The sequence below is a fragment of the Rummeliibacillus stabekisii genome, from assembly GCF_007988965.1.
GTDB lineage: Bacteria > Bacillota > Bacilli > Bacillales_A > Planococcaceae > Rummeliibacillus > Rummeliibacillus stabekisii.
Genome location: NZ_BJVD01000001.1, coordinates 985,985 through 1,011,329, shown reverse-complemented (window position 1 = coordinate 1,011,329; position 25,345 = coordinate 985,985). Strand labels below are relative to the sequence as shown.

20 protein-coding genes are annotated in these 25,345 nt (G+C 39.3%); 17 read left to right on the top strand and 3 right to left on the bottom strand.

Going from position 1 to position 25,345, the window contains the following annotated elements:
• The first annotated feature begins 76 nt into the window (after positions 1-76).
• From RST01_RS05045 to RST01_RS04980, 14 genes are all read left to right on the top strand, one after another.
• The gene (locus RST01_RS05045; protein ID WP_184117516.1) at positions 77-1,273 is read left to right on the top strand and encodes a DUF4097 family beta strand repeat-containing protein; all 1,197 of its coding nucleotides are present in this window, start codon (positions 77-79) and stop codon (positions 1,271-1,273) included.
• A gap of 211 nt (positions 1,274-1,484) precedes the next feature.
• Positions 1,485-2,171 (top strand): cell division ATP-binding protein FtsE, encoded by a 687-nt coding sequence (ftsE, locus tag RST01_RS05040; RefSeq protein WP_066784729.1) that lies wholly within the window; start codon positions 1,485-1,487, stop codon positions 2,169-2,171.
• Positions 2,161-3,045 carry a permease-like cell division protein FtsX gene (gene ftsX / locus RST01_RS05035; RefSeq protein WP_147194615.1) on the top strand — a complete coding sequence of 295 codons (885 nt, stop codon included), beginning with the start codon at positions 2,161-2,163 and terminating at the stop codon, positions 3,043-3,045. Before ftsE ends, ftsX begins: the two co-directional genes overlap by 11 nt.
• Positions 3,046-3,106: 61 nt before the next feature.
• On the top strand, positions 3,107-4,384 hold the full coding sequence (locus tag RST01_RS05030; RefSeq protein ID WP_244946654.1) for a murein hydrolase activator EnvC family protein: 1,278 nt from the start codon (positions 3,107-3,109) through the stop codon (positions 4,382-4,384).
• A gap of 161 nt (positions 4,385-4,545) precedes the next feature.
• Positions 4,546-5,121 carry a peroxiredoxin family protein gene (locus RST01_RS05025; RefSeq protein ID WP_184117514.1) on the top strand — a complete coding sequence of 192 codons (576 nt, stop codon included), beginning with the start codon at positions 4,546-4,548 and terminating at the stop codon, positions 5,119-5,121.
• An 81-nt stretch (positions 5,122-5,202) separates the two neighbouring features.
• Complete coding sequence (locus tag RST01_RS05020) at positions 5,203-6,633, top strand: S41 family peptidase (protein WP_147194606.1); 1,431 nt, start codon at positions 5,203-5,205, stop codon at positions 6,631-6,633.
• 215 nt (positions 6,634-6,848) lie between these two features.
• Entirely contained in the window at positions 6,849-8,039 is a 1,191-nt protein-coding gene (locus tag RST01_RS05015; protein ID WP_244946641.1) for a PDZ domain-containing protein, read from the top strand.
• A 329-nt stretch (positions 8,040-8,368) separates the two neighbouring features.
• Entirely contained in the window at positions 8,369-8,995 is a 627-nt protein-coding gene (locus RST01_RS05010) for a TVP38/TMEM64 family protein (RefSeq protein WP_221297944.1), read from the top strand.
• 52 nt (positions 8,996-9,047) lie between these two features.
• Positions 9,048-12,557 (top strand): helicase-exonuclease AddAB subunit AddB, encoded by a 3,510-nt coding sequence (gene addB, locus RST01_RS05005; protein WP_147194600.1) that lies wholly within the window; start codon positions 9,048-9,050, stop codon positions 12,555-12,557.
• Positions 12,538-16,203: a helicase-exonuclease AddAB subunit AddA gene (addA, locus tag RST01_RS05000; RefSeq protein WP_147194597.1), complete on the top strand. Its 3,666-nt coding sequence runs from the start codon at positions 12,538-12,540 to the stop codon at positions 16,201-16,203. Before addB ends, addA begins: the two co-directional genes overlap by 20 nt.
• An 11-nt stretch (positions 16,204-16,214) precedes the next feature.
• Complete coding sequence (locus tag RST01_RS04995) at positions 16,215-17,399, top strand: DUF418 domain-containing protein (protein ID WP_244946640.1); 1,185 nt, start codon at positions 16,215-16,217, stop codon at positions 17,397-17,399.
• A gap of 41 nt (positions 17,400-17,440) precedes the next feature.
• On the top strand, positions 17,441-18,343 hold the full coding sequence (locus RST01_RS04990; RefSeq protein WP_147194594.1) for a fumarylacetoacetate hydrolase family protein: 903 nt from the start codon (positions 17,441-17,443) through the stop codon (positions 18,341-18,343).
• Between the two features lie 165 nt (positions 18,344-18,508).
• Positions 18,509-18,865, top strand: a complete 357-nt coding sequence (locus RST01_RS04985; RefSeq protein ID WP_147194591.1) for a YisL family protein — start codon at positions 18,509-18,511, stop codon at positions 18,863-18,865.
• A gap of 176 nt (positions 18,866-19,041) precedes the next feature.
• Positions 19,042-20,508 (top strand): alpha-amylase family glycosyl hydrolase, encoded by a 1,467-nt coding sequence (locus RST01_RS04980; protein WP_184117513.1) that lies wholly within the window; start codon positions 19,042-19,044, stop codon positions 20,506-20,508.
• A gap of 52 nt (positions 20,509-20,560) precedes the next feature.
• Here RST01_RS04980 and RST01_RS04975 read toward each other — a convergent pair whose 3' ends face one another.
• Positions 20,561-21,418, bottom strand: a complete 858-nt coding sequence (locus RST01_RS04975; RefSeq protein ID WP_147194585.1) for a DegV family protein — start codon at positions 21,416-21,418, stop codon at positions 20,561-20,563.
• Positions 21,419-21,443: 25 nt separating this feature from the next.
• A complete protein-coding gene (locus RST01_RS04970) occupies positions 21,444-22,253 on the bottom strand; it encodes a Cof-type HAD-IIB family hydrolase (RefSeq protein ID WP_147194582.1) in 810 nt (269 codons plus the stop codon).
• 411 nt (positions 22,254-22,664) lie between these two features.
• Here RST01_RS04970 and RST01_RS04965 point away from each other — a divergent pair, with 411 nt between their 5' ends.
• The 3 genes from RST01_RS04965 (at position 22,665) to RST01_RS04955 (ending at position 24,500) form a co-directional block, all read left to right on the top strand.
• Positions 22,665-23,294 (top strand): HAD family hydrolase, encoded by a 630-nt coding sequence (locus RST01_RS04965; protein WP_147194579.1) that lies wholly within the window; start codon positions 22,665-22,667, stop codon positions 23,292-23,294.
• Positions 23,295-23,368: 74 nt separating this feature from the next.
• Complete coding sequence (locus RST01_RS04960; protein ID WP_147194576.1) at positions 23,369-24,139, top strand: prolyl oligopeptidase family serine peptidase; 771 nt, start codon at positions 23,369-23,371, stop codon at positions 24,137-24,139.
• A gap of 52 nt (positions 24,140-24,191) precedes the next feature.
• A complete protein-coding gene (locus RST01_RS04955) occupies positions 24,192-24,500 on the top strand; it encodes a metal-sulfur cluster assembly factor (protein WP_066784777.1) in 309 nt (102 codons plus the stop codon).
• 97 nt (positions 24,501-24,597) lie between these two features.
• On the opposite strand, the gene RST01_RS04950 is transcribed toward RST01_RS04955, so the two are convergent.
• On the bottom strand, positions 24,598-25,302 hold the full coding sequence (locus tag RST01_RS04950) for a Crp/Fnr family transcriptional regulator (RefSeq protein ID WP_244946639.1): 705 nt from the start codon (positions 25,300-25,302) through the stop codon (positions 24,598-24,600).
• Positions 25,303-25,345: the final 43 nt, after the last annotated feature.

Below are 25,345 nucleotides of genomic sequence, written 5' to 3'. Positions count from 1 at the left end.
ATCTCCTTCCGTTATTATGAAACTTTTTGCTAGTGAATTCGTACATGTAGTAAGACGAATAATGGAGGGTGTTATTATGCAAGATGAACGTAAACGAATTTTGGATTTAGTCGAAAAAGGCACAATCACCGCCCAAGAAGCAATCGTACTATTTGAAAAACTTGAGCAGCCATCAAACATGAATCAACAGCCAAACGAAAATAAAGCAACAACTGATAGCAGCAAGACTGCTCCACAGAAAGAATACTTCGAAAATGAGTCGGAAAAAGAGAAGATGACAAGTGACCAGCATGGGGAGCAGACAACTGAACAACGCCAATCTGGCAATGAAGATGAATTCTTTGAAGAAATACGTAAAGACTTCACACAATTTGGAACGAAATTGGTGAATTTAATGAATACTACTTTCTCGAAAGTGAAAGAATTTGATTTTGACAAAGGGTTTATGAGTTCTTCAGCTTCAGAAGAAAAAATAGAAGAGTTACAGAACGCTACGTTTTCTAATATTAGCATTGATATTCCCAATGGTAATATCGAGTTGATTCCAACGAATGAAGAGAGTGCGAAGATTGTATATCGTATTCGACCAACCATTGGGAAAATGTCGGATGACATATTAAAAGAATTCAATCAAGGTGTAGTCAGCAAGGCAGATGATGATACATTACGAATTGTCTCTGCAACAAAAAAACTGCGCCTAGATGCTACTATTTACATTCCGGCAAAAAAATATGATTTCGTCACAATCCGCCAATTCAATGGAGGATTTAAAACAGCTAACATTGACATCGAACAAATAAAAGTCAAAACAATGAATGGTGGTATTGATTTCAAAAATGTTGGTTTCTACCAATTGGAAGCAGAAACTGCCAATGGCGCAATTGACCTACGTGATGTGAAAGGGAAAAAAGCAGAAGTAGAAACAGTCAATGGCCGCATTTATGTCGATGGCAAAATAGAAGAATTAGATGCGAAATCAGCTAATGGCCATGTCGTAGTGACGACTCGTACTGAAAAAGCAAAGAATATCCGTGCACAAACAATTGCTGGTGCAGTGGAAATTTATATACCGAATAATACCTCCCTACAGGGTGAAGTCACTTCAAACTTAGGGAAAGTAGATGTGCGTCTACCGGATATCCAACGACAAAATGAACAAAATCAGTTCTTGCAAAAGAGTGTACAATTCTCAAAAGTAATTGAAGATACACAAACTCTGCTAGTTGAAGGGGAAACAAAAACTGGTTCAGTTATAGTTCGATATAACCTTTAAAAGTTATGGTAAGAAGACTGCTTTAAAAGAAAGCTTTAACGCTTTCTTTTGATGCAGTCTTTTTTTGCACATTAAATAACAAGTAAATAAAAAGAAACACCCAAGTAATAATTCACCTATTTGAAATACACTTGTAATGGTAGACAAATAGTGCCGTGATATAATAGAGTGGAAAATAGTCAAGTTTTACTAAAACATAGGTGGTCTAAATATGATAGAAATGAAGAATGTCTATAAAAAGTACCCCAATGGTATTGTAGCGCTGAATGGGCTCAATATAAGAATTAACCAAGGGGAGTTTGTTTATATTGTCGGTCCGAGCGGTGCTGGGAAATCGACTTTTATTAAGATGATGTATCGGGAAGAAAAAGCGTCATCAGGTGAAATTGTTGTGAATGGCATGAACCTGTCTAATTTGAAGAATAAAGAAGTTCCTTACTTAAGAAGGCAAATCGGCGTAGTCTTTCAAGATTTTAAGCTGCTGCCAAAGCTTACTGTCTTTGAGAACGTCGCATTTGCTCTTGAGGTAATTGAAGAACATCCGGAAAAAATACGGAAACGTGTGATGGATGTGTTGGATTTAGTGGGCTTAAAAAAGAAAGCGAGAATGTTTCCGGATGAATTATCGGGTGGCGAGCAACAACGCGTGTCGATTGCGAGATCCATTGTCAATTTACCAAAAGTAGTAATTGCCGATGAACCGACCGGAAACCTAGACCCTGATACATCTTGGGAGATTATGAGTTTATTTGAAGAGATTAATGCAAGAGGGACAACCATTATAATGGCGACGCACAATCGAGAAATCGTTAATAATATGAGACGTCGTGTTGTTGCCATTGAAGGCGGACTAATTGTTCGTGATGAACGAGGAGGTGATTACGGCTATGAAATTTAACACCTTGTCGCGTCATTTACGAGAAAGCTTTAAATCAATTGCCAGAAATGGATGGATGACATTTGCTTCTGTCAGTGCCGTCACCGTAACCCTATTGCTTGTAGGAGTATTTATGGTGATTATGATGAACTTAAACAAAGTTGCCGATGATCTGGAAAACGATGTGGAGATCAAAGTACTCATCGATTTACAAGCAAATGAAAAAGATGAAAGCAATCTGCAAGATCAAATTAAGAACCTGCCAGGGGTAGAATCAATACGCTATTCATCAAAAGAGAGTGAATTAAGCGGTTTAGTGAAAGACTTTGGTAATGATTTAAGTTTATTTAAACAAAGCAATCCATTGCGAAATGTTCTTTATGTCAAAGCATCCAACCCTCAACAGACAGCGAAAATCGCTAAACAAATTGATAAGATGGATGGTACATATGAAGCGCTATACGGAAAAGGGAAAATCGAGAAGCTCTTCAATGTGTTAAACACAGGTAGAAATGTGGGGATTGTACTCATCATTGCCTTATTGCTGACTGCAATGTTCCTAATTTCGAATACTATCAAAATTACTATTTTTGCTCGAAGTAAAGAGATTGAAATCATGAAACTTGTAGGTGCTACGAACTGGTTTGTACGCATTCCTTTCTTACTAGAAGGGATTTGGCTAGGTATTTTAGGATCGATTATTCCGATTATAGTTGTTACGCTTGCGTATGCAAATATCCATAGTGCGCTAGCGCCAAGATTAAAGGGAGAAGTGTTCGAATTGCTAAGCGTTTCTCCATTTATCATTGAAATAGATGCATTGATATTAGTAATGGGCGTAATCATCGGTATGTGGGGAAGTTTTATGTCTGTACGTAAATTCTTAAAAGTGTAAGTAAAGCCATAAATGTGCAATGTTGAGAGAGAAAGAATATCAGGGGGATTCGTGGTTGAACATGAAATCAAGGGCCTTAAAAGCTTTACTATGTACCACAATCGCATTTGCTCTAGTATGGCCAACGATAAAGGTGCATGCAACATCTATCAAGGACTTAAATAGTAAACAGCAAAGAATGGACAAAGAAAAAAGTGAAATCCATTCAAAACTAGATGCAAAAACTTCTGAGATTAATCAACATCAAGCAACAATTGAGAATTATATGGACCAAATCGCTAGCCTTGATCGTAAACTTACTAAAACTGATTTGAAAATTGGTTCCGTGCTTGCGAAAGAACACAAGATGTCTAAAGCAATCAAACAATTAAGTGTATCGGTTGAAAGCATGCAGCAAACAATCAATCAACGTTCTGAATTGCTTGATAATCGTGCAAGGGCTCTTCAAGAAAACAATGGGAGTTTAAGCTATGTGACCCTTGTCTTACAATCACAAAGTTTAGGTGATTTTATTGACCGTGTGGGTGCTGTGAATACATTATTACAAGCAGATCGCCAAATTTTACGAGAACAACGCGACAAAAAGGAGCGTTTGGAAGAGAAACAGGCTGAGCTTGATGGGAAAGTAGAGAAGAAAAAAATCTACCGTGAACAATTAGAATTGCTTCGTAAATCGTATGATGAACAAATAATAGATAAAAATGGTATAATCGACAAACTGGAAGCAGAACAAAAAAAGCTGCAAACAGGGAAGAGACTCCTTGAAAAGGAATACTCAGAAGCTGTCACGATGAGTGAAAATGTGAAAAGAGAGATTGAAGAAGAACAGCAAAGACTAGCAAACCTAGCAGCACAAATGTCCTCTACGTCAAATGCAGCTACTTCGGCTGCTTCTCAAATGGAGACGGGCGAACTGCCCGAGGTCACGTTTGGAACATGGACAAAGCCGGCTGTAGGGCGGCTGACATCCAATCACGGTTGGCGGGATTTAGGTGAAGGTGCAGAATTTCACTATGGTATTGATCTTGCGAATAAAGAGGGCACCCCTGTAGTAGCAGCCTCCGATGGAGTAGTGTTTCGTGCTAGTCCCTTGTCTACCTACGGCAATGTGATCATGATGACACATTCCATTGAAGGACATATCTTTACGACAGTTTATGCACATTTAAGCCAATATAAGGTATGTGTTGGCGAAAGGGTTCATAAAGGCCAGGTGATTGGCTATATGGGGCATACAGGCCGCGCATACGGCAGCCACCTCCATTTTGAAATCCATACAACACCATGGGAAGGGCAAAAAGTAGGAGCGGTCAATCCTTTGCGGTATATATCATTTTAAACATAATGAATTGGTTGCTGGCTAATTAGCCGGCAACTTTTTTTATTTCCACCGTATCTATTCACACAGCATTCATAGCTTTTCAAATTAGATTGTGATAGCATTTTTAGTATGGTAACAAGCATAAATTCTTATAGATATGCAAAGCTGGAGGCGAAAAAGTGAAAAAGAAAGTTTTCGGTTTGCTGCTAGTCGCGGCATTAATTGTTTTTGCGCTCACGAACTTTTTAAAGTCGAAAATAACAGAAGCAGAAAAAATCGACACCTCATACACACAAGTAGAAACAAAAGAAGTAGAAGAGAGTGGAGTAGAAATCAGTCAATATGCTCCTGATTTTACGCTTAAGACTCTCGAAGGGAAAAAAGTGAAGCTATCAGATTATCGCGGCAAAAAAATAATCCTGAACTTCTGGACAACATGGTGTCCACCATGTAAAGAAGAGATACCACAAATGGAGAAGTATTATAAAAGCTTGAATAAAAAAGATAATGTAGAAATATTAGCGGTCAATTTGACTAGTGCTGATAAAAGTAAAGAGTATATTAAAGAGTTTGCCGAATCGTACGATATCACATACCCTATCTTATTAGATAAGAAAGGGGAACAGCAAAAGCAGTACGAAATAGTTAACATTCCTACAACCTATTTCATTAACGAAAAAGGACAAATTAAGCAGATAATTAAGGGTCCAATGGATAGGAAAATGATGGAATATGCAATGAGTTCCCTAAAATAATTTCAAAACATGTCCACCATTTTAGTTTTATTTCAGGACTCTCTCTCATATAGTGCAAAGATATGGGAGGGACTGAGATTAATGCGAAAATGGTGGCTTTATTTATTTATTAGTGTATTGGTATGCGGAGGGATTTTCTATTTCATGAAGTCCCAAAAAACAAAAGAAGCAGTGAAGGCTGAATCAACGACTTTAGAACCTGTTGGAGAAGCATATCAATTAATTCGCCAAGAGTCGGTTCATAGTACAACGGAAAAACAATTGGTTGAAGGCGCGATTACAGGTATGGCGGGCGCTTTGAAGGATCCATACAGCACCTACTATACAAAAGAAGAAGCAAAAATGCATAAGGAACAATTATCTGATGAACGTGTAGGGATAGGAGCAGAGATTACCCAAAGCCAAGGCCGGTTTATTGTCGTGTCGCCAATGAAAGGGTCACCAGCTGAGAAAGCTGGGCTTAAACCTTATGACGAAATCGTCCAAATAGATAAGCAAAGGGCAGAAGGAAAGTCATTAACTCAATTGCTTGCACTTATAAGGGGCGATGAGGGTACAACCCTTACCATGACAGTATTTAGGCCTTCAGAAAACCGACATGTAGATATCAAAATTACAAGAGGAGCAATTGCGCAAACATCTGTCAAAAGCAAGCTCATTGGAGTAAAAGACAAAAATATTGGTTATATTGCTATTTCTGTTTTTGGTGAAAAGACGGCAGAAGAATGGTACCAGCAAACAAGCGAACTAATGAAAAATAATATTCAAGCTTTAATCATTGATGTAAGAAGCAACCCTGGCGGATATCTCAAAAGTGTCGCACAAGTTATTGGAAGTGTCGTTAAACCGGATTCTACTTTCGCCTACATGGAAGATGCGATGGGCAATCAAGAGCCTTTAAAAGTCGCAAAAGATGATCTTGCGTTTGATTATGATGAAAAGTTAAAACAGCTGCCGATGGTCCTGCTGCAAGATGAGGGAAGTGCCTCTGCGAGTGAAGTGTTAAGTGGAGCGTTAAAAGAGTTAGATCGAGCAATGATTATTGGTGTTAAAAGTTTTGGAAAAGGCACTGTACAAGAAACTTGGCCATTATCTAATGGGGGCGAATTGAAGCTTTCCACGAATAAATGGCTGACGCCAAAAAGGGAATGGATTCATGGCAAGGGTATTCAAGCTGGAGTTGAAGTGGAACAAAATCCCCTATTTCATATGAAATTGCCACCAATCGTAGGGAAATTTAAAGAAGGAGATTTTGCAGATGATATCCAATCCATCCAAGAAGTATTAAAAACACAGGGCTACCAAATTAGCCGATTGGATGGGTATTATGACAAATCCACAGCAAAAGCTGTCCAACAGTATAGTGATAAACACAATCTGTCCGGCAAAAGTGAGATGAATGAGGAATTCTTAACAACCTTGCGTGAAGAGATGGTTCAATATAGAGAGAAAGAAGAAAATGATACGCAGCTCCAAATGGCGATTAGCTATATTAATCAAAAATTGAAATAGATGAGAAAGCCCTGTAGGTGAGCAGTCATGCTCGACCGCTTCCTACAGGGCTAATCTTGCAATTCATGAGCCAGAAAGTGAAGAAGAGAAAACTATTGCTTTTCACCGCTAATACATTCCCTAATATAAGATAAATGGTACATAATCATTAAAACACTTCGTTTTCAATCGGCTGTTTGATACAATGAAAGCACCATTATATTAACTGCCGGAGAATGAAAGGTGATGCAAAACGTATGTACATAGATGTAATCATGGAAATTATCAAAGGCATCGGCCGTTTCTTTTTAAATCCTTTATTATATATAGGAATCTTATTCGCTATTTTAATTGGCTATCAGCGTGTAAAATCAGAACGGAAATCCTTTAAGACACGAATTTTTTGGGGATGGTCTGAGACAATCCTTATGATGAAAGAAGGCTGGTTGCCTGGGGTTATCATCTCAGCCATAAGCTTAATCGTAGGATTAACAGTTCCCATTCAATTTATTGTAATCAGTGCAGTCGTCGGCGTTATTTTAATCGCTGTTTTTTATTATCATGCAGCATCTGCTGTTTATCCACTTGGCATAGCATTTGTTATCTTATGGTATACATATATTACAGATGGCTCTTGGCACTTCTTGAAATGGGATGTGACAAGTCATTCTATGCATGTCGGTATGTTAAGTACGATTCCTATATTAATTGGGCTTGTGCTGGTCGCGGAAGGTGCTCTTGTAGTGAAGAACGCTGCTAAACTGGCTTCACCAAGAATATTAAAGTCTGAACGAGGTTTACCATCCGCTATCTACCTTGCCAAACGATTGTGGATGCTGCCTATTTTCTTCGTCATTCCGAGTGGAGCGATTCACGAATATGTTCCATATTGGCCGCAGTTTACGCTAGGAAGCAATACATTCTCACTAATTCTTGTACCGTTTGTCATTGGTTTCCAACAGAGATCAAGAAAGTTGTTGCCGGTACACTTTTATCCACAAGTAGGGAAAACAATCGAGATACTGGGCCTGCTTGTCTTAATTGAAGGAATTATTGCATACTTCTTTCCAATCATGGGAGTCGCAGCAGTATTTGTCGGTATAATTGGACGTATTTTTATTTCAATCCTATATTCATTAAGTGAACGCCATGGTACCTATGCCGTAACGCCCAAAGATAATGGTGTGATGGTTGCGGGTGTTTTGCCGGATTCCCCAGCTGCAGCTATGGGCATTCAAGTGGGTGAATGCATTCGTAAAGTCAATGGCATTCCGGTCTCAAATGAAGAAGAATTATATGAAGCGCTCCAAATAAATGCGGCTCATTGTCGACTAGAAGTGGTTGACCAGGACGGAGAAGTTCGATTAAGGCAGCATGTCATTTATCGTCATGACCACTATCGAATTGGCTTGCTAGTAGTTCGATAGAAGACACATTGTAAGCAGAAGATTAAGCTAGAGTTAATTCTTAAAACTAGCATATATATAAATAGAAACATATCTATTATGACGGTTGCTGTCTGAAAGGACAGGCCGTCTTTTTGTATTTTGGAGAACAACATTTTGTCGAAATTAAGGCAATCCTTTTGTCTCTCACCCCTGTACAAAGTGTTGTATAATAATTGGACTACCCCCTATTAAGTTCAACGGGTAAATGTATGTCGAAAATAGCAAAAAAGTTTCAACTGAATCGTAACGCAACTTATAAATGGCTATATTAGTCTTAACTATAAAAGTAAGATTTGTCGAAAGGGGCAATGACCGTGCCTGAATGGTTATCCATTGAGAAATTTCAGCTGCTTGCACAACATTATCGTTTAATTGGGACTCTACTAGCTATAGCCTTGCCATTCTTAGAGGCTTTTTTGCCGTTTTTGCCATTAGCTGCATTCGTGGTGGCGAATGCTAGCGCCTATGGATTATGGTGGGGATTTTTATTTTCGTGGGCAGGCGCAGTGTTAGGGGCTTACTCTGTATTTATTATTATCCGAAAGTTTGGCAGAAGCAAAATCCTGCGCTTTATTTCAAATCGTTCTGCTGTTCAAAAGCTTATACATTGGGTTGAATACCAAGGGTTCACCCCATTATTAATATTGCTTTGTTTTCCTTTCACCCCATCAGCTATTGTCAATGTGGTGGCGGGCTTATCCAAGCTTAAAAAGAAGAATTATTTAGTCACGGTGATGCTGGCAAAGCTGGTGATGATCTTTATTATTAGTTGGATAGGCTCAGATTTGCAAGCACTCATTACAAATCCTGTTAGGACAGGCTTGATTGTCGTCGTTCTGGTTCTCTTATGGTGGGGAGGAAAGCATGTCGAAGCGCGAATGAACAATAAAATGAAAGCAGAAATGAGAAATTCATCTAAATATGAGCATAAATAGAACGCTAGTTCGCATTGTGCTATAATAAAGGAAAAGAAAGCGGGGGTTATGTATGTCACTGCGATTCATTACAGGCAGATCTGGATCGGGCAAAACAGCCCTGATTCAACAAGAAATTGTGGCGAAAGTGGAAGAGCAGCCAATTGGTTCGCCGATTTTTTTAATTGTGCCTGATCAGATGTCATTTTCAGCCGAGAGAGATATGACACACGAATATAGCATTAAAGGGCTTATTCGTGCACAAGTCACAACCTTTAAACGACTGGCATGGCGTGTTCTACAAGAAACAGGTGGGATTAGCCGCAAAGAAGTCAATGGCTTTGGCTATCGAATGCTGATCCGGAAATTGTTGGACCAACACAAAGAAGAATTTGCTCTGTTTAAGAAAGCTGCTGATAAACGGGGATTTACAGCTGAAATGGAGTCATTGCTAAAGGAATTTAGCAGATATAGTTTGGATAGTACAGCGCTAACAAATCTAATGGCTAGTTTTGCAGATGTAGATGCGCCTAAAACGCTACAGGATAAAATGCATGACTTACATTTGCTTGTAGGGGCAATAGAAGAATCATTGGGCACGACGTATGTTGATAGTGAGGGCTACTATCCATTGTTAGCGTCACAGCTGGGAAAATCACTTGCTATCCAACAGGCGGACATTTATATAGATGGCTTTACGGCATTTACTACACGAGAGTTAGAAGTCGTAGAGGAATTGCTAAAAACAGCGCGCCGCGTAACGGTTGTTTTACCAATGGAGTCTATTGCAGATGCAGAAGATGAGCATGCATTGTTCTATCAATCTTCAAGAACGTGCGCTAAATTAATTGAAATAGCGCAGGAAAATGGCGTTGAATTAGAACCGACTATCCATCAAAGAGAGCAACACAGATTTCAGACGGCTGATTTACGACATTTAGAAAGTCAGTTTGATGCATTCCCAGCACTTCAACAAGAGAGCGATGGCAGTGCGGAGATCATTGAAGCATCTAATCGTCGGGCAGAAGTTCATGCTGTTGCCCGAAAAATTCATGGGCTTGTCCATGAGGATGGCATGCGTTATCGTGATATGGCAATTCTTTATCGCCAACAAGATGTCTATGATCCCCTAATCCACACGATCTTTCCTCAATATGATCTGCCATACTTTGTTAGCCAAAAAAAGCCGATGCTTCATCATCCGCTGATTGAATTAAGCCGATCAGCTTTGGAAGCTATCCAATCTGGCTGGCAGTATGAGCCTATTTTCCGTGCCGTCAAAACAGATTTATTTTTCCCAATGAATGCAGAAAAGCAAATATGGCGAGAAAGAGCGGACTTACTTGAAAATTTTGTTTTGGCAAAAGGTATATACGGAAAACGCTGGTTTGAAGATGATCGCTGGCTCTATAAAAAATATCGCGGTCTGGAATTATATACGGCCAATCAAACAGACGAAGAACGAGCGTATCAACAGGAGATAGAATTGGTACGTGAAAAAATACGTGTCCCATTGAAAGCATTAGAAACGGAATTGCAAGAAGCCGTTACTGGAAGAGATATCGCCACAGCCATTTATCGTTTCATGGAGACGCTAGAAGTATTTGATAAGCTGCAAACGTTAAAGGACTATGAAATTGAAAAAGGACGTTTACTGGAAGCAAGTGAGCATGAACAAGCATGGAAAAATTGGGTGGATATCCTAGACCAGTTTGTTCTTCTTTTTGGCGATCAGCCTATGAATTTAGAAGAAGCCTTTGAGATTTTAGATGAAGGCTTTGATACATTGGAGTTCTCAAGAATTCCGCCTTCTATAGACCAAATAACAATAGCATCAGCTGATATAGCTCGTTTAACACATGTTAAGGCAGTTTTTGTGATTGGCGTAAATGATGGTGTGTATCCAAAACGGCTTGATTATGAAGGGATATTGGCAGACAGCGAACGTGAGTGGTTTTCAAGACTTGGGCATGAAATCGCACCAACCTCTAAAACTCGCTTGTTAGAAGAAGAATTTATCACCTATCATGCATTTACTATGCAATCCCATCGTTTGTTTGTTTCTTATGCGATGGCTGATGAAGAAAGCAAGGCACTGCTACCGTCTTTGTATATCAAACGCTTGGAAGATCAACTGAAAAACATACGTAAAACAATGGCGCTTATTGATCCGACCGAATCGACTGAGGCTTTTGATATTATGTCATATATTGTGCATCCGCGTACGTCGCTTGCGTATTTAATGAAAGGACTACGGATGCAACAGGAGCATGGAGAGTTAAGTCCTGAATGGTTAGCGCTTCAACAGTATTATGAGAAGGATCCTTATTGGAGAACCATTTTAGAGCGCTTAAAGCGTCCATTAAAAACGCATGGGCAGGCTGAACCTTTAACACCTGAAATGACAGAGTCCCTTTATGGATCTACATTAACTTCCAGTGTATCGCGAATAGAGAAGTTTTATCGCTGTCCATTCTCCCATTTTTCAATGTATGGATTAAATCTGGAGGAAAGAGCAGAGTATCGCTTAGAAACACCTACAATTGGCGATCTTTTTCATGCTGCTTTGAAATGGATTAGTGAAGAAACGGATCGTCTGCATCTCTCATGGAGCCAATTAACGAATGAGCAATGTGCGCATTTAGCTAAAAAAGCTGTTGAAGAAATATCGCCACTTTTATATCACCAAATTTTATTAAGCAATGCACGCTACCGCTATATTGCTCGAAAGTTGACCTATATCGTACAACGTACACTGCAATCGCTAAGCCAGCATGCAAGAGTGTCGGGCTTTAAACCCATTGCGATTGAAGCAGCTTTTGGGCCGAATGAGCCTTTGCCACCACTTGTTATTCAGTTGGACAACAATAAGAAAATGCAAATGCGCGGCCGAATTGACCGTGTGGATGCAACAACCATTGACGGTAAACCGTATATACGCGTTGTCGATTATAAATCATCTGCCCGCAAGCTGGATTTAAATGAAGTTTACTATGGACTATCTTTACAGATGCTGACATACCTAGATGTGGCCATTACGAATTCAGAGGAATGGCTTCCGGTCCATGCCGAAGCTGGCGGCGTTCTTTATATTCATGTTCACAACCCAATGCTAAGCGCATCTAATAGCTTATCAATAGAAGAAGCCGAAACTGAGCGTTTAAAGGAATTTAAAATGCGTGGCCTATTATTAAATGATTCTCAATCAATCCTTGCGATGGACGAAAATCTTGCTGAGAGTGGAGGATATTCCAAGGTCGTGCCTGTTTATGTCAAAAAAGACGGCAATGCATCTCCCGGTATGTCATCCATCATAGCGCCAGATGATATGAGTTCACTTACACACTTTATTCGGAGTAAGCATAAAAAGGCAGGCCAGGAAATTCTGGAAGGCAAAACGGACATAAGCCCATTCAAGATGAATCAGCGTACCGCATGCGAGTTCTGTTCATTTAAAAGTGTATGTCAATTTGATACAACAGACCCAGCGCAGCATTATCGCCAATTATCGCTGGATAAGCCTGAACAAGTAATTGAAAAGATACGAAAGGAGAGTGGTCACGATGACCTCAGCCATACCTAAAAAGCCGGACGATGCGACATGGACGGACGAACAGTGGAAAGCCATATGGGCAACTGGACAAGATATCCTAGTCTCTGCAGCAGCAGGGTCAGGTAAAACGGCAGTATTGATTAATCGGATGATTGAGAAAGTCATTTCAGCTGACCATCCCATTGACGTTGATCAGCTGCTTGTCGTTACATTCACAAATGCATCTGCGGCAGAAATGAGACATCGTATGGCCGATGCGCTTGAGAAGGAAATTAAGAAAGACCCTACTTCTAAGCATTTGCGCAGGCAATTAAGTCTGATTAATAAAGCGCAGATTTCTACACTGCATTCGTTTTGCTTAAATATCGTGCGGCAATATGCATATTTACTGAACATAGACCCAGGTTTTCGCATTGCAGATGAAACAGAAGCAGCATTGCTAAAGGATGATATTCTCGCGCAAGTGCTAGAAGCGGCCTATGACGGTGAATATGCAGAGCGTGTCTACCGATTAGTGGATAGTTTTACATCCGATCGAGATGACCAGGCGATTGAAGTGCTCATTTCTAAGTTATATGAAATGTCTCGCGTCAATCCAGAGCCATCTAAATGGCTTTTGGCCTTGCCAGAGCAATATGCCATTGCAGATGATGCTGTTGTAGATGATTTGCCTTTCATTCCATATGTGAAAAAGGCCATTTTGCATGATATTGATGGGGCCATCCACATTGCCCAAGAAATCCGTCAGCTTGCACTGTTGCCAGATGGGCCTTATGCATACGGGGAAACAGCAGAAAAAGATTTAGTGCTGCTTCAAGAGGCAAGAGCTCTTGTTAGTGAGAGAAGCTGGCAGGAGGCTCATTCATTCTTCCAAAAGGCTAAACTAGACAGAGCGAAAGCCCAAAAGAAGGGTAGCTGTGATGAAGAACTGCTAGAAATGGCAAAAGCGAAACGTAAGCAAGTAAAAGAAATGTTTGAAAAGCCAGTTGAAAAGTATTTTCAGCGTTCTCCAGAAAGGCTGCTTGATGAAATTCGCTTTATGAAGCCGATGATTGCAACGTTGGTAGAGCTGGCTTTACAATTTAGCGAAATGTATGGAGCAGCTAAAAGCTCAAAGGGATTAGTAGACTTTTCAGATTTAGAACACTACGCATTAGCTATTTTAACGGAAGACGTGGATGGCGAAATGGTGCCTTCATCGGTTGCACTTGATTATCGGGCCCATTTTAAAGAAGTGTTAATTGATGAATACCAAGATGTCAATTTTCTTCAAGAGACCATCCTACAGCTCATCAAAACAGGTGAAGCATCAAACGGCAACATGTTTATGGTCGGTGATGTGAAGCAGGCCATCTATCGATTCCGCTTAGCAGAACCAACTCTATTTCTTCATAAGTATCTAGCTTACAATGAGGGGGAGAATTCAGGCCTCCGTATAGACTTGAACGCTAACTTCCGTAGTCGTCCACAGGTGTTGCATGGAACGAACTATGTTTTTAAACAAATCATGGGCGAGGAAGTAGGAGAAGTGGTTTATGATGAAGCTGCCGCTTTAAAACCACAAGCACCTTATGCCGAAAAAGAAATGCCAATTGAATTGGCTATTTTATATACCGAAGAGAATGAGGATGAAAGCGGTTCGCAAGCATCCGAGGAAGAAGAGTTAAAGAAATCCCAGCAAGAAGCTAGATTTATGATTAAAGAAATTAGACGCATGATGGATTCAGGTATGACAGTAATGGATCCGTGGACCAAAAAAGAAAGACCCATCGAGTATAGGGATTTTGTCATTCTAATGCGTTCAATGACTTGGTCTGCAGATTTGGTGGATGAGTTTAAGGCAGCGGAGATCCCATTGTATGCGGAGATTTCAAAAGGTTATTTTGAAGCACTTGAAGTCATGATTATGTTAAACACCTTAAAAACAATCGATAATCCTTATCAAGATATTCCGTTTGTATCGGTTTTAAGAGCACCTTTTGTGGGTCTTACTGAAAATGAATTGGCCAAAATTCGCCTTGCACAACCGAAGGCATCATTCTACGAAGCGCTTAAACAATTCGTGCGTAGTGAAGGAGCCGGGTTAAACGCCACTACTGCCTCGAAGTTACAGCGTTTCTTATTGCAACTAGAGGATTGGCGAGATTTGGCGAGACGCGGATCTCTGGCTGATTTGATATGGCGCGTTTATATGGATACAAATTATTATGAGATGGTCGGAGCTATGTCAAATGGCAAGCAAAGGCAGGCGAATCTCCGTGCGTTACATGATCGGGCTATAGCTTATGAAAAAACGTCATTCCGAGGTCTTTTCCGCTTCTTACGTTTTGTAGAGCGCATGCGGTTGCGGGGAAATGACTTAGGAACTGCTAAAGCTATCAGTGAGAAGGAAAATGTTGTTCGTCTCATGACCATCCATTCATCTAAAGGCCTAGAGTTTCCTTTTGTTTTTGTAGCAGGGCTTGGCCGTGAATTTAATAAAATGGATTTCCATTTGCCTTACTTATTTGATCAAGAATTTGGCTTAGCTGTGAAGATGATTGATCCAGAAAAGAGAATCCAGTACACATCTCTGCCTTTCCTTGCGATGGTAGAAAAGAAAACACTAGAAATGAAATCAGAAGAGATGCGTATTCTGTATGTAGCTATGACAAGGGCGAAGGAGAAGCTTTTCTTACTTGGAACGATTAAAGATTGGGAGAAAGCGAAGAAACAGTGGACGGATTCTGCACAGCTGCCAGATGGAGAAATGCTTCCAGACTACCTTCGCGCAAAAGCAAAAAGTTATTTAGATTGGATCGGACCGGCATTTGCAAGACATCCTCATTTCAAAGGAGAAGAGGTAGGGACAGAACAATCTCAATGGAAATTAAATGTTTTGCATGTGAATGATTTATATGAAACTGAGGTAGAGAAAGTAGAAGAAGAAAAAGAATCTTTACCAGAAGCGGAAGTAAATCCGGCAATGGTGGCAGAGATTGAAAGACGCTTTGACGAACCTTACGCATATGAACGAGCGATTGCTAAACGTTCCAAAACATCTGTCAGTGAATTAAAGAGACTGCAGCAGCTACAATCACAAGAAGAGCCAGAGCTATTTACGAGCAGCACGCCAAATCAGCAAAGAGTAGCACAAAGGCCTGCATTTTTACAGCAGCAATCACTGACAGCAGCAGAAACGGGGACAGCTATCCATACAGTGATGCAGCATATCCCAAAAGAAGGTCTTCATAGCGAAGAAACGGTACGCAGGTTTGTGGATTCTTTAGTGGAGCGCCAACTGTTAACAGAAGAAGAAGCGAAAGCTGTGAAACCGAACAAGATTATCGACTTCTTTAAAAGTGAAACAGGCATCCGCTTTATGAATGCGCAAGAGCTTCATCGAGAAATGCCTTTTACGCTAAGTCTTGCAGACAATGAGGGAGATACGCAGGTTGTGCAGGGGGTAATCGACTGCCTGTTAAAGGATGCAACCGGAAAGTGGATTTTGCTCGATTATAAAACGGATCGGCTTTTGCCCCATATGCAAACAATAGAGGGCTTGCGTACTGAAATGGTTAAGCGATATGAAGTGCAGCTTTCACTCTATAAAAAAGCAATAGAAGAGATATTGAAGATTGAAATAGCGGAGAAAGTGATTTACGCATTTAATGCTAATCACTCTATACAATTATAGGAGGAATAGACGTGCAGAGTACCCCAACGGCGACCAAAGAGAGAGTCGCTACCATAGATATTCTGCGAGGGGTCAGTTTACTTGGCATTCTTCTCGTAAATATGTTTGCATTCAGTACGCCAGTACCATATGTAGATTTAAAGACGTATTTTTCAACGCCGCTTGATATTTCATATCATAAATGGTTGGATATTCTCGTGCAGGGCAGTTTTTATCCGCTTTTTGCCATGTTGTTCGGCTATGGTCTTGCGATGCAACAGGAAAAGGCGGAAAGGCTAGGAAACAGTTTTTATAAATTGAGCGTAAAACGTTTGGTGGTGCTATTCATCATCGGTTTGCTTCATGTACTGCTTCTTTGGTGGGGAGATATTTTAATGATGTATGCTTTCTGCGGACTTATTGCCATTAGCTTGATTCGTATGAAGCCCCAGTTTTTATTAGCGATTGGTTTGCTATTTTACGGAGCAATAAATGGTTTGGTAGCTTTATTGGCATATATCGCCTCATTAGTTAAAGCTTCATCCGACACATTTGAATACGCGGATATACAAGCTGTTCAAAGTGCGATTAAAGCTTATGGGAGCGGTTCTTGGATGGATGCGTTCCAGCAGCGTTTAACAGATGCGAGCGTACAATTTTCTCCTTCTATGTGGATTATGTCCTTGTTCACCATACTACCTTTCATGTTAATTGGAGCCGCGGCGGCTAAATGGAAGTTAATAGAAAGTGCGAAGAGTCATCTATCTAAGTGGTTTGTGGCTGCGGTCGTGCTCATTGTACTTGGAATTATTTTAAAAATGTTGCCTTATACAATGGATCGCACTTATTTTCTAGATAGCATTCAAATGCAATTCGGTGGACCGCTTTTAGCTGTTGGATATGCTAGTGCTATCATTCTTATTTGTTGCATTCCTTATGTAACGAAGATTTTATTGCCTTTTGCGATGGCAGGGAGAATGTCATTAACTGTTTACTTATTAGAATCCCTTGTTTGTACACTTATTTTTTATTATTTTGGATTAGGGCTTTATGGAAAATTAGGTCTTGATACAATCACCTGGTTAGCGCTTGGAATATATGCGATTTTAGCAGTTTTTTCTATGTTCTGGTTATTGATTTTTCGCCAAGGACCACTAGAAAGTCTATGGAAACGTATTACGTATGGAAAGATTAGCGAAAAAAGAGGAAATATTTAAGTAAATGTTGTATGATGGGTAAAAAAAGGAGTGCTACATTTATGAAAATTCTTTCTTTTCGTTATAATGATCAATTGGGCTTTGGTCCAAAGGTGAAAAAAGAAGAAGCAGTTTGGGATGTACTTGCGATTCAGGAAGAGCTACAAGTTCTGCCTTCGTATGCTAAAACAATAGTAGAAGGCATGACGAATGGCTTTGAATTTGTGGAGCAAACACGCAAACTAGTAAGAGCTGCTGAAGAATCAGAGAACCCAGCTCACTTTAAATATAGCTTTAATGATATTGAGTGGTTGGCGCCTATACCGCGTACTACTAAAAATATTATTTGCGTTGGCAAAAATTATAATGAGCATGCAAAAGAAATGGGTGCAGCAGAAGCTCCTGAGGATATTGTCGTATTTACAAAAGCGCCGACAGCTATTGCTGCTGACGAACAAACTTTGCCTATACATGCAAATGTAACATCTCAATTGGATTATGAAGGTGAACTAGCTGTTGTGATTGGCAAAAAGGGAAAAGACATACCGAAAAACCTAGCCTTTGATTATGTGTTTGGCTATACGATTGCCAATGACATTACTGCACGAGATTTACAGGGAAAACATAAGCAATTTTTCTTAGGCAAAAGTTTAGATGGCTCTTGCCCAATGGGACCTTATTTGGTGACGAAAGATGAATTACCTAATCCGCAGAATTTAACTGTTGTGACAAAGGTAAATGACGAAGTACGTCAAAATGGTACAACCCTAGATATGATGCACACTGTTGAAGATTTAATAGTAGAGATTTCTAGATTAGTAACGTTAGAACCTGGAGATGTTATTTTGACTGGCACTCCTGCAGGCGTCGGTAAGGGTATGAATCCGCCGCAATACCTGAAAGCAGGAGATGTGGTGAAAGTATCAATCGAAGGAATCGGCACTTTGGTAAACAGTTTTGAATAACGAAGCTGACATGTGTAGCCCTTTTAATCTACATTATTGAAATAATTATGTCAGAATTAAGAATAAGACCGATGGAATCTATTATCCATCGGTCTAAAATTTGTATAGTACATAACAAATTTGGTAGGATAAATAAGACAATAACTATTTGGGGGAAAATACGAAATGATACACTTACATTTTACATCGGTTATTATAGCAGTCATTTTATTCTTCGTAGCTGTTATGATGCAAAACGGCTCTAAAGGCCAAAAAATCACACATATGATTTTACGTGTATTCTACATTTTAATCATTATTTCTGGTGGCATAGTATTTAGTGATCAAATGGCAGGCCCTATGGCAATGGAATACGGATTAAAACTATTGGGCGGATTACTTGTAATCGGCATGATGGAAATGGTCCTAGTTCGCAAACAAAAATCAAAATCTACAGGCGTACTTTGGGCGCTCTTTATTATCTTCCTTGTATTCACTGTATATATGGGAGCACATTTGCCATTAGGTTTCCTTCATATCTAAAAGGCAGTAGATTAAAGCACACATTCTGTAAGAATGTGTGTTTTTTTCTGTCAAAGGACATTCACAACTTTGTTGAAATTACAGAAGGATTACATTTTTTTTGCAAGTACGTATGGAGAGATTGTTATTCGTTTGTTAAAATTATGTTGGACAGTTCTATAGAGGAGGACTTCGAGTTGAATGTAAAATGGATTAGTACTGCAGTTGCATCCATATTGCTGGCCACGGCAATTGGCACAGCCCCGGCAGTATCTGCGAAAGAAGAGACACCCCAAATTCAAAATGAAAGTATTTATGATGTATTAATAGACCGATTTTTCGATAAAAATGTAGAGAATGATTATAATATTAATGCAAAAGATCCAAAAGCTTTTCATGGTGGAGACTTTGATGGGATCGCTACTAAGCTTTCATATTTTCAAGATTTAGGTTTTACCATGCTTTCATTAGGTTCTGTTTTTTCATCCGAAACATATGATGGACAAGCCGTTGTAGATTACAATAAAATTGAGCGCCATTTCGGTACAGGCAAAGAATTTTCATCATTAATTGGAACTTTGCATAAAAACCATATTAAAACGATGGTAGATTTTCCGATTAACAATGTAAGTAAAAATCATGCATGGGTATTAGAAAAAGGCCATCAAGACTGGTACGAGCTAGCAAATTCTGACCGCATCAATTGGAAGACATCCAATCCTGCTGTACAAGACGCATTAATACAGGCAGCAGTAGATTTTGTAGGTAAGTATAAAGTGGATGGAATCCGATTAACGGAGCTTGGCAAAGCAGACACTGCATTTCTCAATAAGATGATTACAGCGCTTAAACAAAAAAATAAAAATTTGTATGTGATTACAAATGAGCCAAGCGATGCTGATTTTGATTTGAAAGTAAACAAACATACGATTGATACATACCAATCCATCTTTAAGAATGTGGATCAAGACTCTTCACAGCTAGAGAAGCCATTAGGTAATAGTATTAACGATACCTCGCAAAAGCCTGTTGCACTAATGCTTGATGATTTATATAGTGCTCGCTTTACACATGCATCTGCTGAAGAAAACATGTTCCCGCCTACACGGATTAAAGTTGCACTGGGAGCAATCATGACATTGCCTGGTGTGCCGATTGTTTCATATGGTACTGAAATCGCGCAAAATGGTGTGACTACAGATGAATCACATGCGCCAATGGATTTCCGTACAAAAGATGATATTATTTCCTATATTGAAGATCTTCAATCAGTTAGAAACAAATCGGAGGCATTGCGTACAGGGAAATTTAAGCTGTTAGAAAATAAAGATGGTTTAATCGTATATGAGCGCTACTCTGGAAAAGAAAAATGGATTATAGTTGTCAATAATACAGATAAAACAAAGAGATATGTTTTGGATCCATCTGTGATTGGTAATAATAAGGAACTGCACGGCATCTTTGAAAAAGATATTGTGCGCCAACAAAAAGAAGATGAAAAATACAACATTGTTTTAGACCGTGAACTTGTTGAGTTTTACCAAGTTACTGACCATAAGGGAATTAATATTCCTTATATGATAGCGCTAGGACTTGTGTATGTCATCTTTATTACCTTCATTGTTTTGTTGCTTCGTAGAGGACGTAGAGGGAAAAAAGCATAAAATAAAAGCTCTTCTTATCGAAAAGATAAGAAAGAGCTTTTTTTGTATTCTTTTATTTTTCGGGCAGCTGATTTAAGAAGAAGACAGAAATAGTACCTGTCCCTGTATGTGCCGCAATGACGGATCCGATTAAATGAATTTCTACTGCTTTAGGATGGAAATTCTCCTCAATCAAAGCTTTCATTTCCTCTGCTGCAGCGAGGTCATCGCTGTGGCTAATGGCAATCACTTGTTCAGAAAGTGAGTCGCCTCGTTCTTTCATTAACTCTATCAGGCGTTTAAATACTTTTTTGCGCCCTCTATATTTTTCGATAGGCACCAATTTTCCATCTTCTACATCTAAAACAGGTTTAATGCTCAAAAGGCCACCGATAAAAGCACTCGCTTTGGAGAGTCTGCCACCCTTTGCAAGATAATCTAAATCATCTACTGTAAATAAATGCTCCATATGGAGTGCGTTAAATCGCGCTCTTTCCGTCACTTCATCGTAAGATTTGCCTTCATTCTTCATGCGGGCAGCTTCTTTAACGATTAGTCCGTAACCAAGAGAGGCACATTTTGTATCAATAATAGTTAGCTTTAAATCCGGGTAATTTTCTTTTGCCTGCTGCGCCATCATGACGGCAGTATTGTAGGTTCCCGAAAGTTCAGATGAGAAAGCAATGTAGATTCCTTCTTCTCCGGATTGACCTAAAGCGTTAAATTCCTTCAAAAAACGTTCGGGTGAAGCTTGCGAGGTTTTTAATGATTCTCCATCCCGGATGGCTTGATACACCTCATCCATGTCGACGCCAATGATGTCATCATATTCTTTTCCTTTTAGATGAACGCGAAGTGGGATGAGTGTAACATCCTCTTGTTCATAAAAAGACTTTGGCAAATCAGATGCGCTATCTGCGTAAATTCTCATTTTAAAACCCCCTGTATTCTATTCTCTATATATGAAGACGATCAATAAGGAATTCAGCAATTCCGTCTTCGTTGTTGGTTGTTGTTACTTCATTCGCAATATTTTTAAGTTGGCTAATGCCATTGCCCATTGCTACGCCTACACCTGCATATTCAATCATTTCAAGGTCATTGTCCTCATCGCCAAAAGCAATAATGCGGTCGCGAGGAATGCCCAGGTCTTTCGCTACATGAGAGAGGCCGACAGCTTTATTCAAGCCATGACGTACGATTTCTATGACCGGGAAAGGATCTCCCCAACGCCTATGATCAATCAATTCGGCTTTCGTGTCTGCCAGGTATTGACGAATGCTCGGCACGCTGCTTTCTTTCGCTTGAATTAACAAACTTGTTGGGTTGTCTTTTAGATATTGATGCAAGTCTCCCGTCGTTACTTTCGGGTCACCCATACTAAATATATTTAATAGCTTCTCATCATGGTATTGTACATACACGTCATCCATGACTTCGGCAATTAAATTTTCAAACTGCTCTCTGTTTAATGACTCTACGACTTCTTGTACAACTTTTAAGTCAATCGGCTTATGTACTGTCTTCCAGTTTTGGTCTAGAGGATGATGTACAAATGCACCATTGAAATTGACGATGGGTGTGTGCAAACCTAGTTCATGATAGAACAATTTACTTGCACGATAGGGCCTTCCTGTTGCAATCATGACTTCATGTCCGGCCTCTCTAGCTTTTTGCAATGTGGCCTTTGTTTTATCAGAAATCACTTTTTCATCAGTTAATAGGGTTCCATCTAAATCTAAAACAATTAAATGTTGTTGTGCCATGCTGATAACTCCTTTTCTTATTTGTTTTGTCGATGTGTAGTCCAAATTTAGCTAGTCCTGTGATTTAAGTGAAATTTTCATCATAGGAATACATATGTTTAAATGCCAATAGCTGAATCATTTTCACCATATAGTTGAAATGAACGAGCTTTCTTTATTTTATAGTGTAAGTCCGTGAAAAGTGCCGTTTGAAGCGAAGCGTTAATTGGCAGAAATTCTGAATGATTAAAAATAAAAACGTTCGTTTATACACTATTTAAATGGATATATGAAGTTGATTCAGTTGGTAAGATATATTAAAGTTTATCCTTTCAATAAGGCTTTAGTCAAAGTTTATTCACAATAAAGGGTTTAATGTATTTCTAAAGGTTATATATATTTTAGAATAACTAACAAAGGGGAGTAGTTCAGATGTACAAATCGATTATTTTTGATATTGATGGTACTTTATTGGATACAGAAAAAGCCATCTTATTATCTCTACAGCAGGTATTGAAAGAAGAAGGATTAAGTTATGAATTAGATGATCTAAAGTTTTCTTTAGGAATACCGGGGAAAGAGGCACTCAAGCAATTCCCTGTTACGAATGTAGATAAAATGGATAAGAAGTGGTCGCAAGCCGTATTAGAATATGCTGATGAGGTTGGATTGTTTAGCGATATAGAAGAAATCATAGAGTTATTGGCTGATAAGCATATCCAAATGGGGATTGTTACTTCTAAAACAAGAGACGAATTGAAAAGAGAGTTCGAACCATTTGGATTGAATACCTATTTTCAGTATATAGTTTGCGCTGACGATACAGTCAAACACAAACCAGAGCCAGAACCACTATTGGCTTGCCTAGAAGGATTAGGTGTACCAAGTAGCAGCGCGCTGTACATTGGTGATTCCATCTATGATATGCATTGCGCCTATAAAGCAGGAGTACATTTTGCCCTGGCATTGTGGGGAGCGAAAACAACAGAGGGCTATGACTTAGCGGAATACGTGTTAAAAAAACCACAGGATATAGCAGTATTAGTAGGCTTGAAACCATAAGTATATAACATCAGATTGGCTTCACTTTCTTTTTTTTGATAACATTGACATAACGAAATGAGGGAGTGAATGAAATGAAAGTGGACCATGAAATTTGGGGCAATATCCCTTTACTTCATATATACAATGAACAGTCGGCGACAAAAGAAGCGCCCACTGTCATTTTTTTGCACGGATTTACAAGCGCAAAAGAACATAATCTACATTATGCTTACCAGTTAGTAAATAAGGGTCTACGTGTATTATTGCCTGATGCGCTATTGCATGGGGAACGCGAAGAAGAACTGGATGAAGTTCAGTTGAGTCTTCGTTTTTGGGAAATTGTTTTAACTTCTATCGAAGAAGTACAATTTTTACGCAACCAGCTGCTAGAAAAAGGGTTGGCAAAAGAAGGTGAAATTGGCCTTTCTGGAACCTCAATGGGTGGCATTGTGACGCTTGGCGCATTGAAAGTATATCCGTGGATCAAAACGGCGGCTGTTATGATGGGCTCTCCAGCTTATGTAGAATTAGCGAAGGAACAAATTGCCGGCATTGAAGAAAAAGGGTTTAAAATTCCGTTGAATGACGAAGAGTTAGAGAGAATGTATAAAACGCTTAGTCGTTTTGACTTAAGTAAAGAACCAGAAGGTCTGTTAGGTCGCCCTGTATTCTTTTGGCATGGCAAAAAGGACCAAATGGTACCATTTAAGCCTACGCATGAATTTTATAAACTACTTCAAAAAGATTATTATCAGGATCATCCAGAAGATTTGGCGTTTATGGTTGATTCGTCTTCTGGCCACAAAGTATCTCGTGCAGGGATGCTTGCAGGGACTGCTTTCCTTGCTGACCATTTGGCATAGTGATTTAGGGATGATATGATTAGGGAACAATATGAAGAAAGGGGATAAAACCATGGATGCAGATTTAAAAGAAAATATTCTAGGTGCACTTGAAAATGTTATTGACCCAGAACTGGGTATAGATATCGTCAATTTAGGTTTAGTCTATGACGTGGATATGTCTGAAGAAGGACTATGCGTCATCACAATGACACTTACTTCTATGGGTTGCCCACTGGGACCAGTGATTGTGGATCAAATCCGTACAGCTTTATTTGAAATTCCAGAAGTAAAAGATGTAGATGTCAATGTTGTCTGGAATCCGCCTTGGTCTAAAGATAAGATGTCACGCTACGCAAAAATGGCATTAGGTATTCGATAAAAATTAAAAATCAGTGGAGAACTAGTTCTTCACTGATTTTTTATATAAGCATTCCGAATATATTCATGACAGTAGGGTATACATAGAAGATGAAGCATTAGTCAATACGACAGACGCTAATAGGGCAGTTATCACATTCACATTGATCTTTTAAATAGTTTAATTGATGGACGGTAATCAATCCTTTATCAAAAGAAATGACGTCTAAATTCTTTAATTCATGCAGCGTACGATTGATTACTTCACGGCTTGTAGCACACAAATTTGCTAGCGTAGTGTTTGTTAATGGATAGTTAATTAGAATGTCACCATTTTCTAGTTTTTCACCGTACGTATTGGATAAACGAATGATAGTGGAATATAGCGCACCTTTCTTGCCAAATAGCAGCAAATCACGCAGCTTCGTTTGGGTTTTTAAATTTTGAAGCTGTAGCCATTTAATATACTCAATTAACAAATCAGGTTCTTGAGCTAAAAGTATTTCGAAAAGGCCTGCATCTAATGTAAGAATTTGAGAGGCTTCCAATGTTTTCGCACTCAGTGGATAAAAACCAGATGTGCTAAAAACAATTCCTTCACCAATACAATCATCACTGCCACAAATTCGGAGCGACAATTCTTTGCCTCCTGCAGTTTCTTTCGATACAACCACTTTCCCAGCTACGATAAAGAAAAGATCTTTAACTGGCTCTCCCTCGATGCAAATATGGCTACTCTTAGGAAATTTAATCAATGAACCATGTTCTTCAAAGATTTTTCGTATCTTTTGTGGAAGCGGTTCAAAATGATCCAAATCTGCCAATACCTATCCCATCCTTCGCGTAATCTATTTTTCTCATTATAAC

What these genes read in the sequence shown, in the direction of transcription:
- RST01_RS04990 (WP_147194594.1), top strand. Translation starts at nt 17,441, where the DNA reads ATGAAAATTCTTTCTTTTCGTTATAATGATCAATTGGGCTTTGGTCCA.
- RST01_RS04960 (WP_147194576.1), top strand. Translation starts at nt 23,369, where the DNA reads ATGAAAGTGGACCATGAAATTTGGGGCAATATCCCTTTACTTCATATA.
- RST01_RS05020 (WP_147194606.1), top strand. Translation starts at nt 5,203, where the DNA reads ATGCGAAAATGGTGGCTTTATTTATTTATTAGTGTATTGGTATGCGGA.
- RST01_RS04955 (WP_066784777.1), top strand. Translation starts at nt 24,192, where the DNA reads ATGGATGCAGATTTAAAAGAAAATATTCTAGGTGCACTTGAAAATGTT.
- addA (WP_147194597.1), top strand. Translation starts at nt 12,538, where the DNA reads ATGACCTCAGCCATACCTAAAAAGCCGGACGATGCGACATGGACGGAC.
- RST01_RS05045 (WP_184117516.1), top strand. Translation starts at nt 77, where the DNA reads ATGCAAGATGAACGTAAACGAATTTTGGATTTAGTCGAAAAAGGCACA.
- RST01_RS05030 (WP_244946654.1), top strand. Translation starts at nt 3,107, where the DNA reads ATGAAATCAAGGGCCTTAAAAGCTTTACTATGTACCACAATCGCATTT.
- RST01_RS04975 (WP_147194585.1), bottom strand. Translation starts at nt 21,418, where the DNA reads ATGAGAATTTACGCAGATAGCGCATCTGATTTGCCAAAGTCTTTTTAT.
- RST01_RS05015 (WP_244946641.1), top strand. Translation starts at nt 6,849, where the DNA reads ATGAAAGGTGATGCAAAACGTATGTACATAGATGTAATCATGGAAATT.
- RST01_RS05010 (WP_221297944.1), top strand. Translation starts at nt 8,369, where the DNA reads ATGACCGTGCCTGAATGGTTATCCATTGAGAAATTTCAGCTGCTTGCA.
- RST01_RS04965 (WP_147194579.1), top strand. Translation starts at nt 22,665, where the DNA reads ATGTACAAATCGATTATTTTTGATATTGATGGTACTTTATTGGATACA.
- RST01_RS04970 (WP_147194582.1), bottom strand. Translation starts at nt 22,253, where the DNA reads ATGGCACAACAACATTTAATTGTTTTAGATTTAGATGGAACCCTATTA.
- ftsE (WP_066784729.1), top strand. Translation starts at nt 1,485, where the DNA reads ATGATAGAAATGAAGAATGTCTATAAAAAGTACCCCAATGGTATTGTA.
- ftsX (WP_147194615.1), top strand. Translation starts at nt 2,161, where the DNA reads ATGAAATTTAACACCTTGTCGCGTCATTTACGAGAAAGCTTTAAATCA.
- addB (WP_147194600.1), top strand. Translation starts at nt 9,048, where the DNA reads ATGTCACTGCGATTCATTACAGGCAGATCTGGATCGGGCAAAACAGCC.
- RST01_RS04985 (WP_147194591.1), top strand. Translation starts at nt 18,509, where the DNA reads ATGATACACTTACATTTTACATCGGTTATTATAGCAGTCATTTTATTC.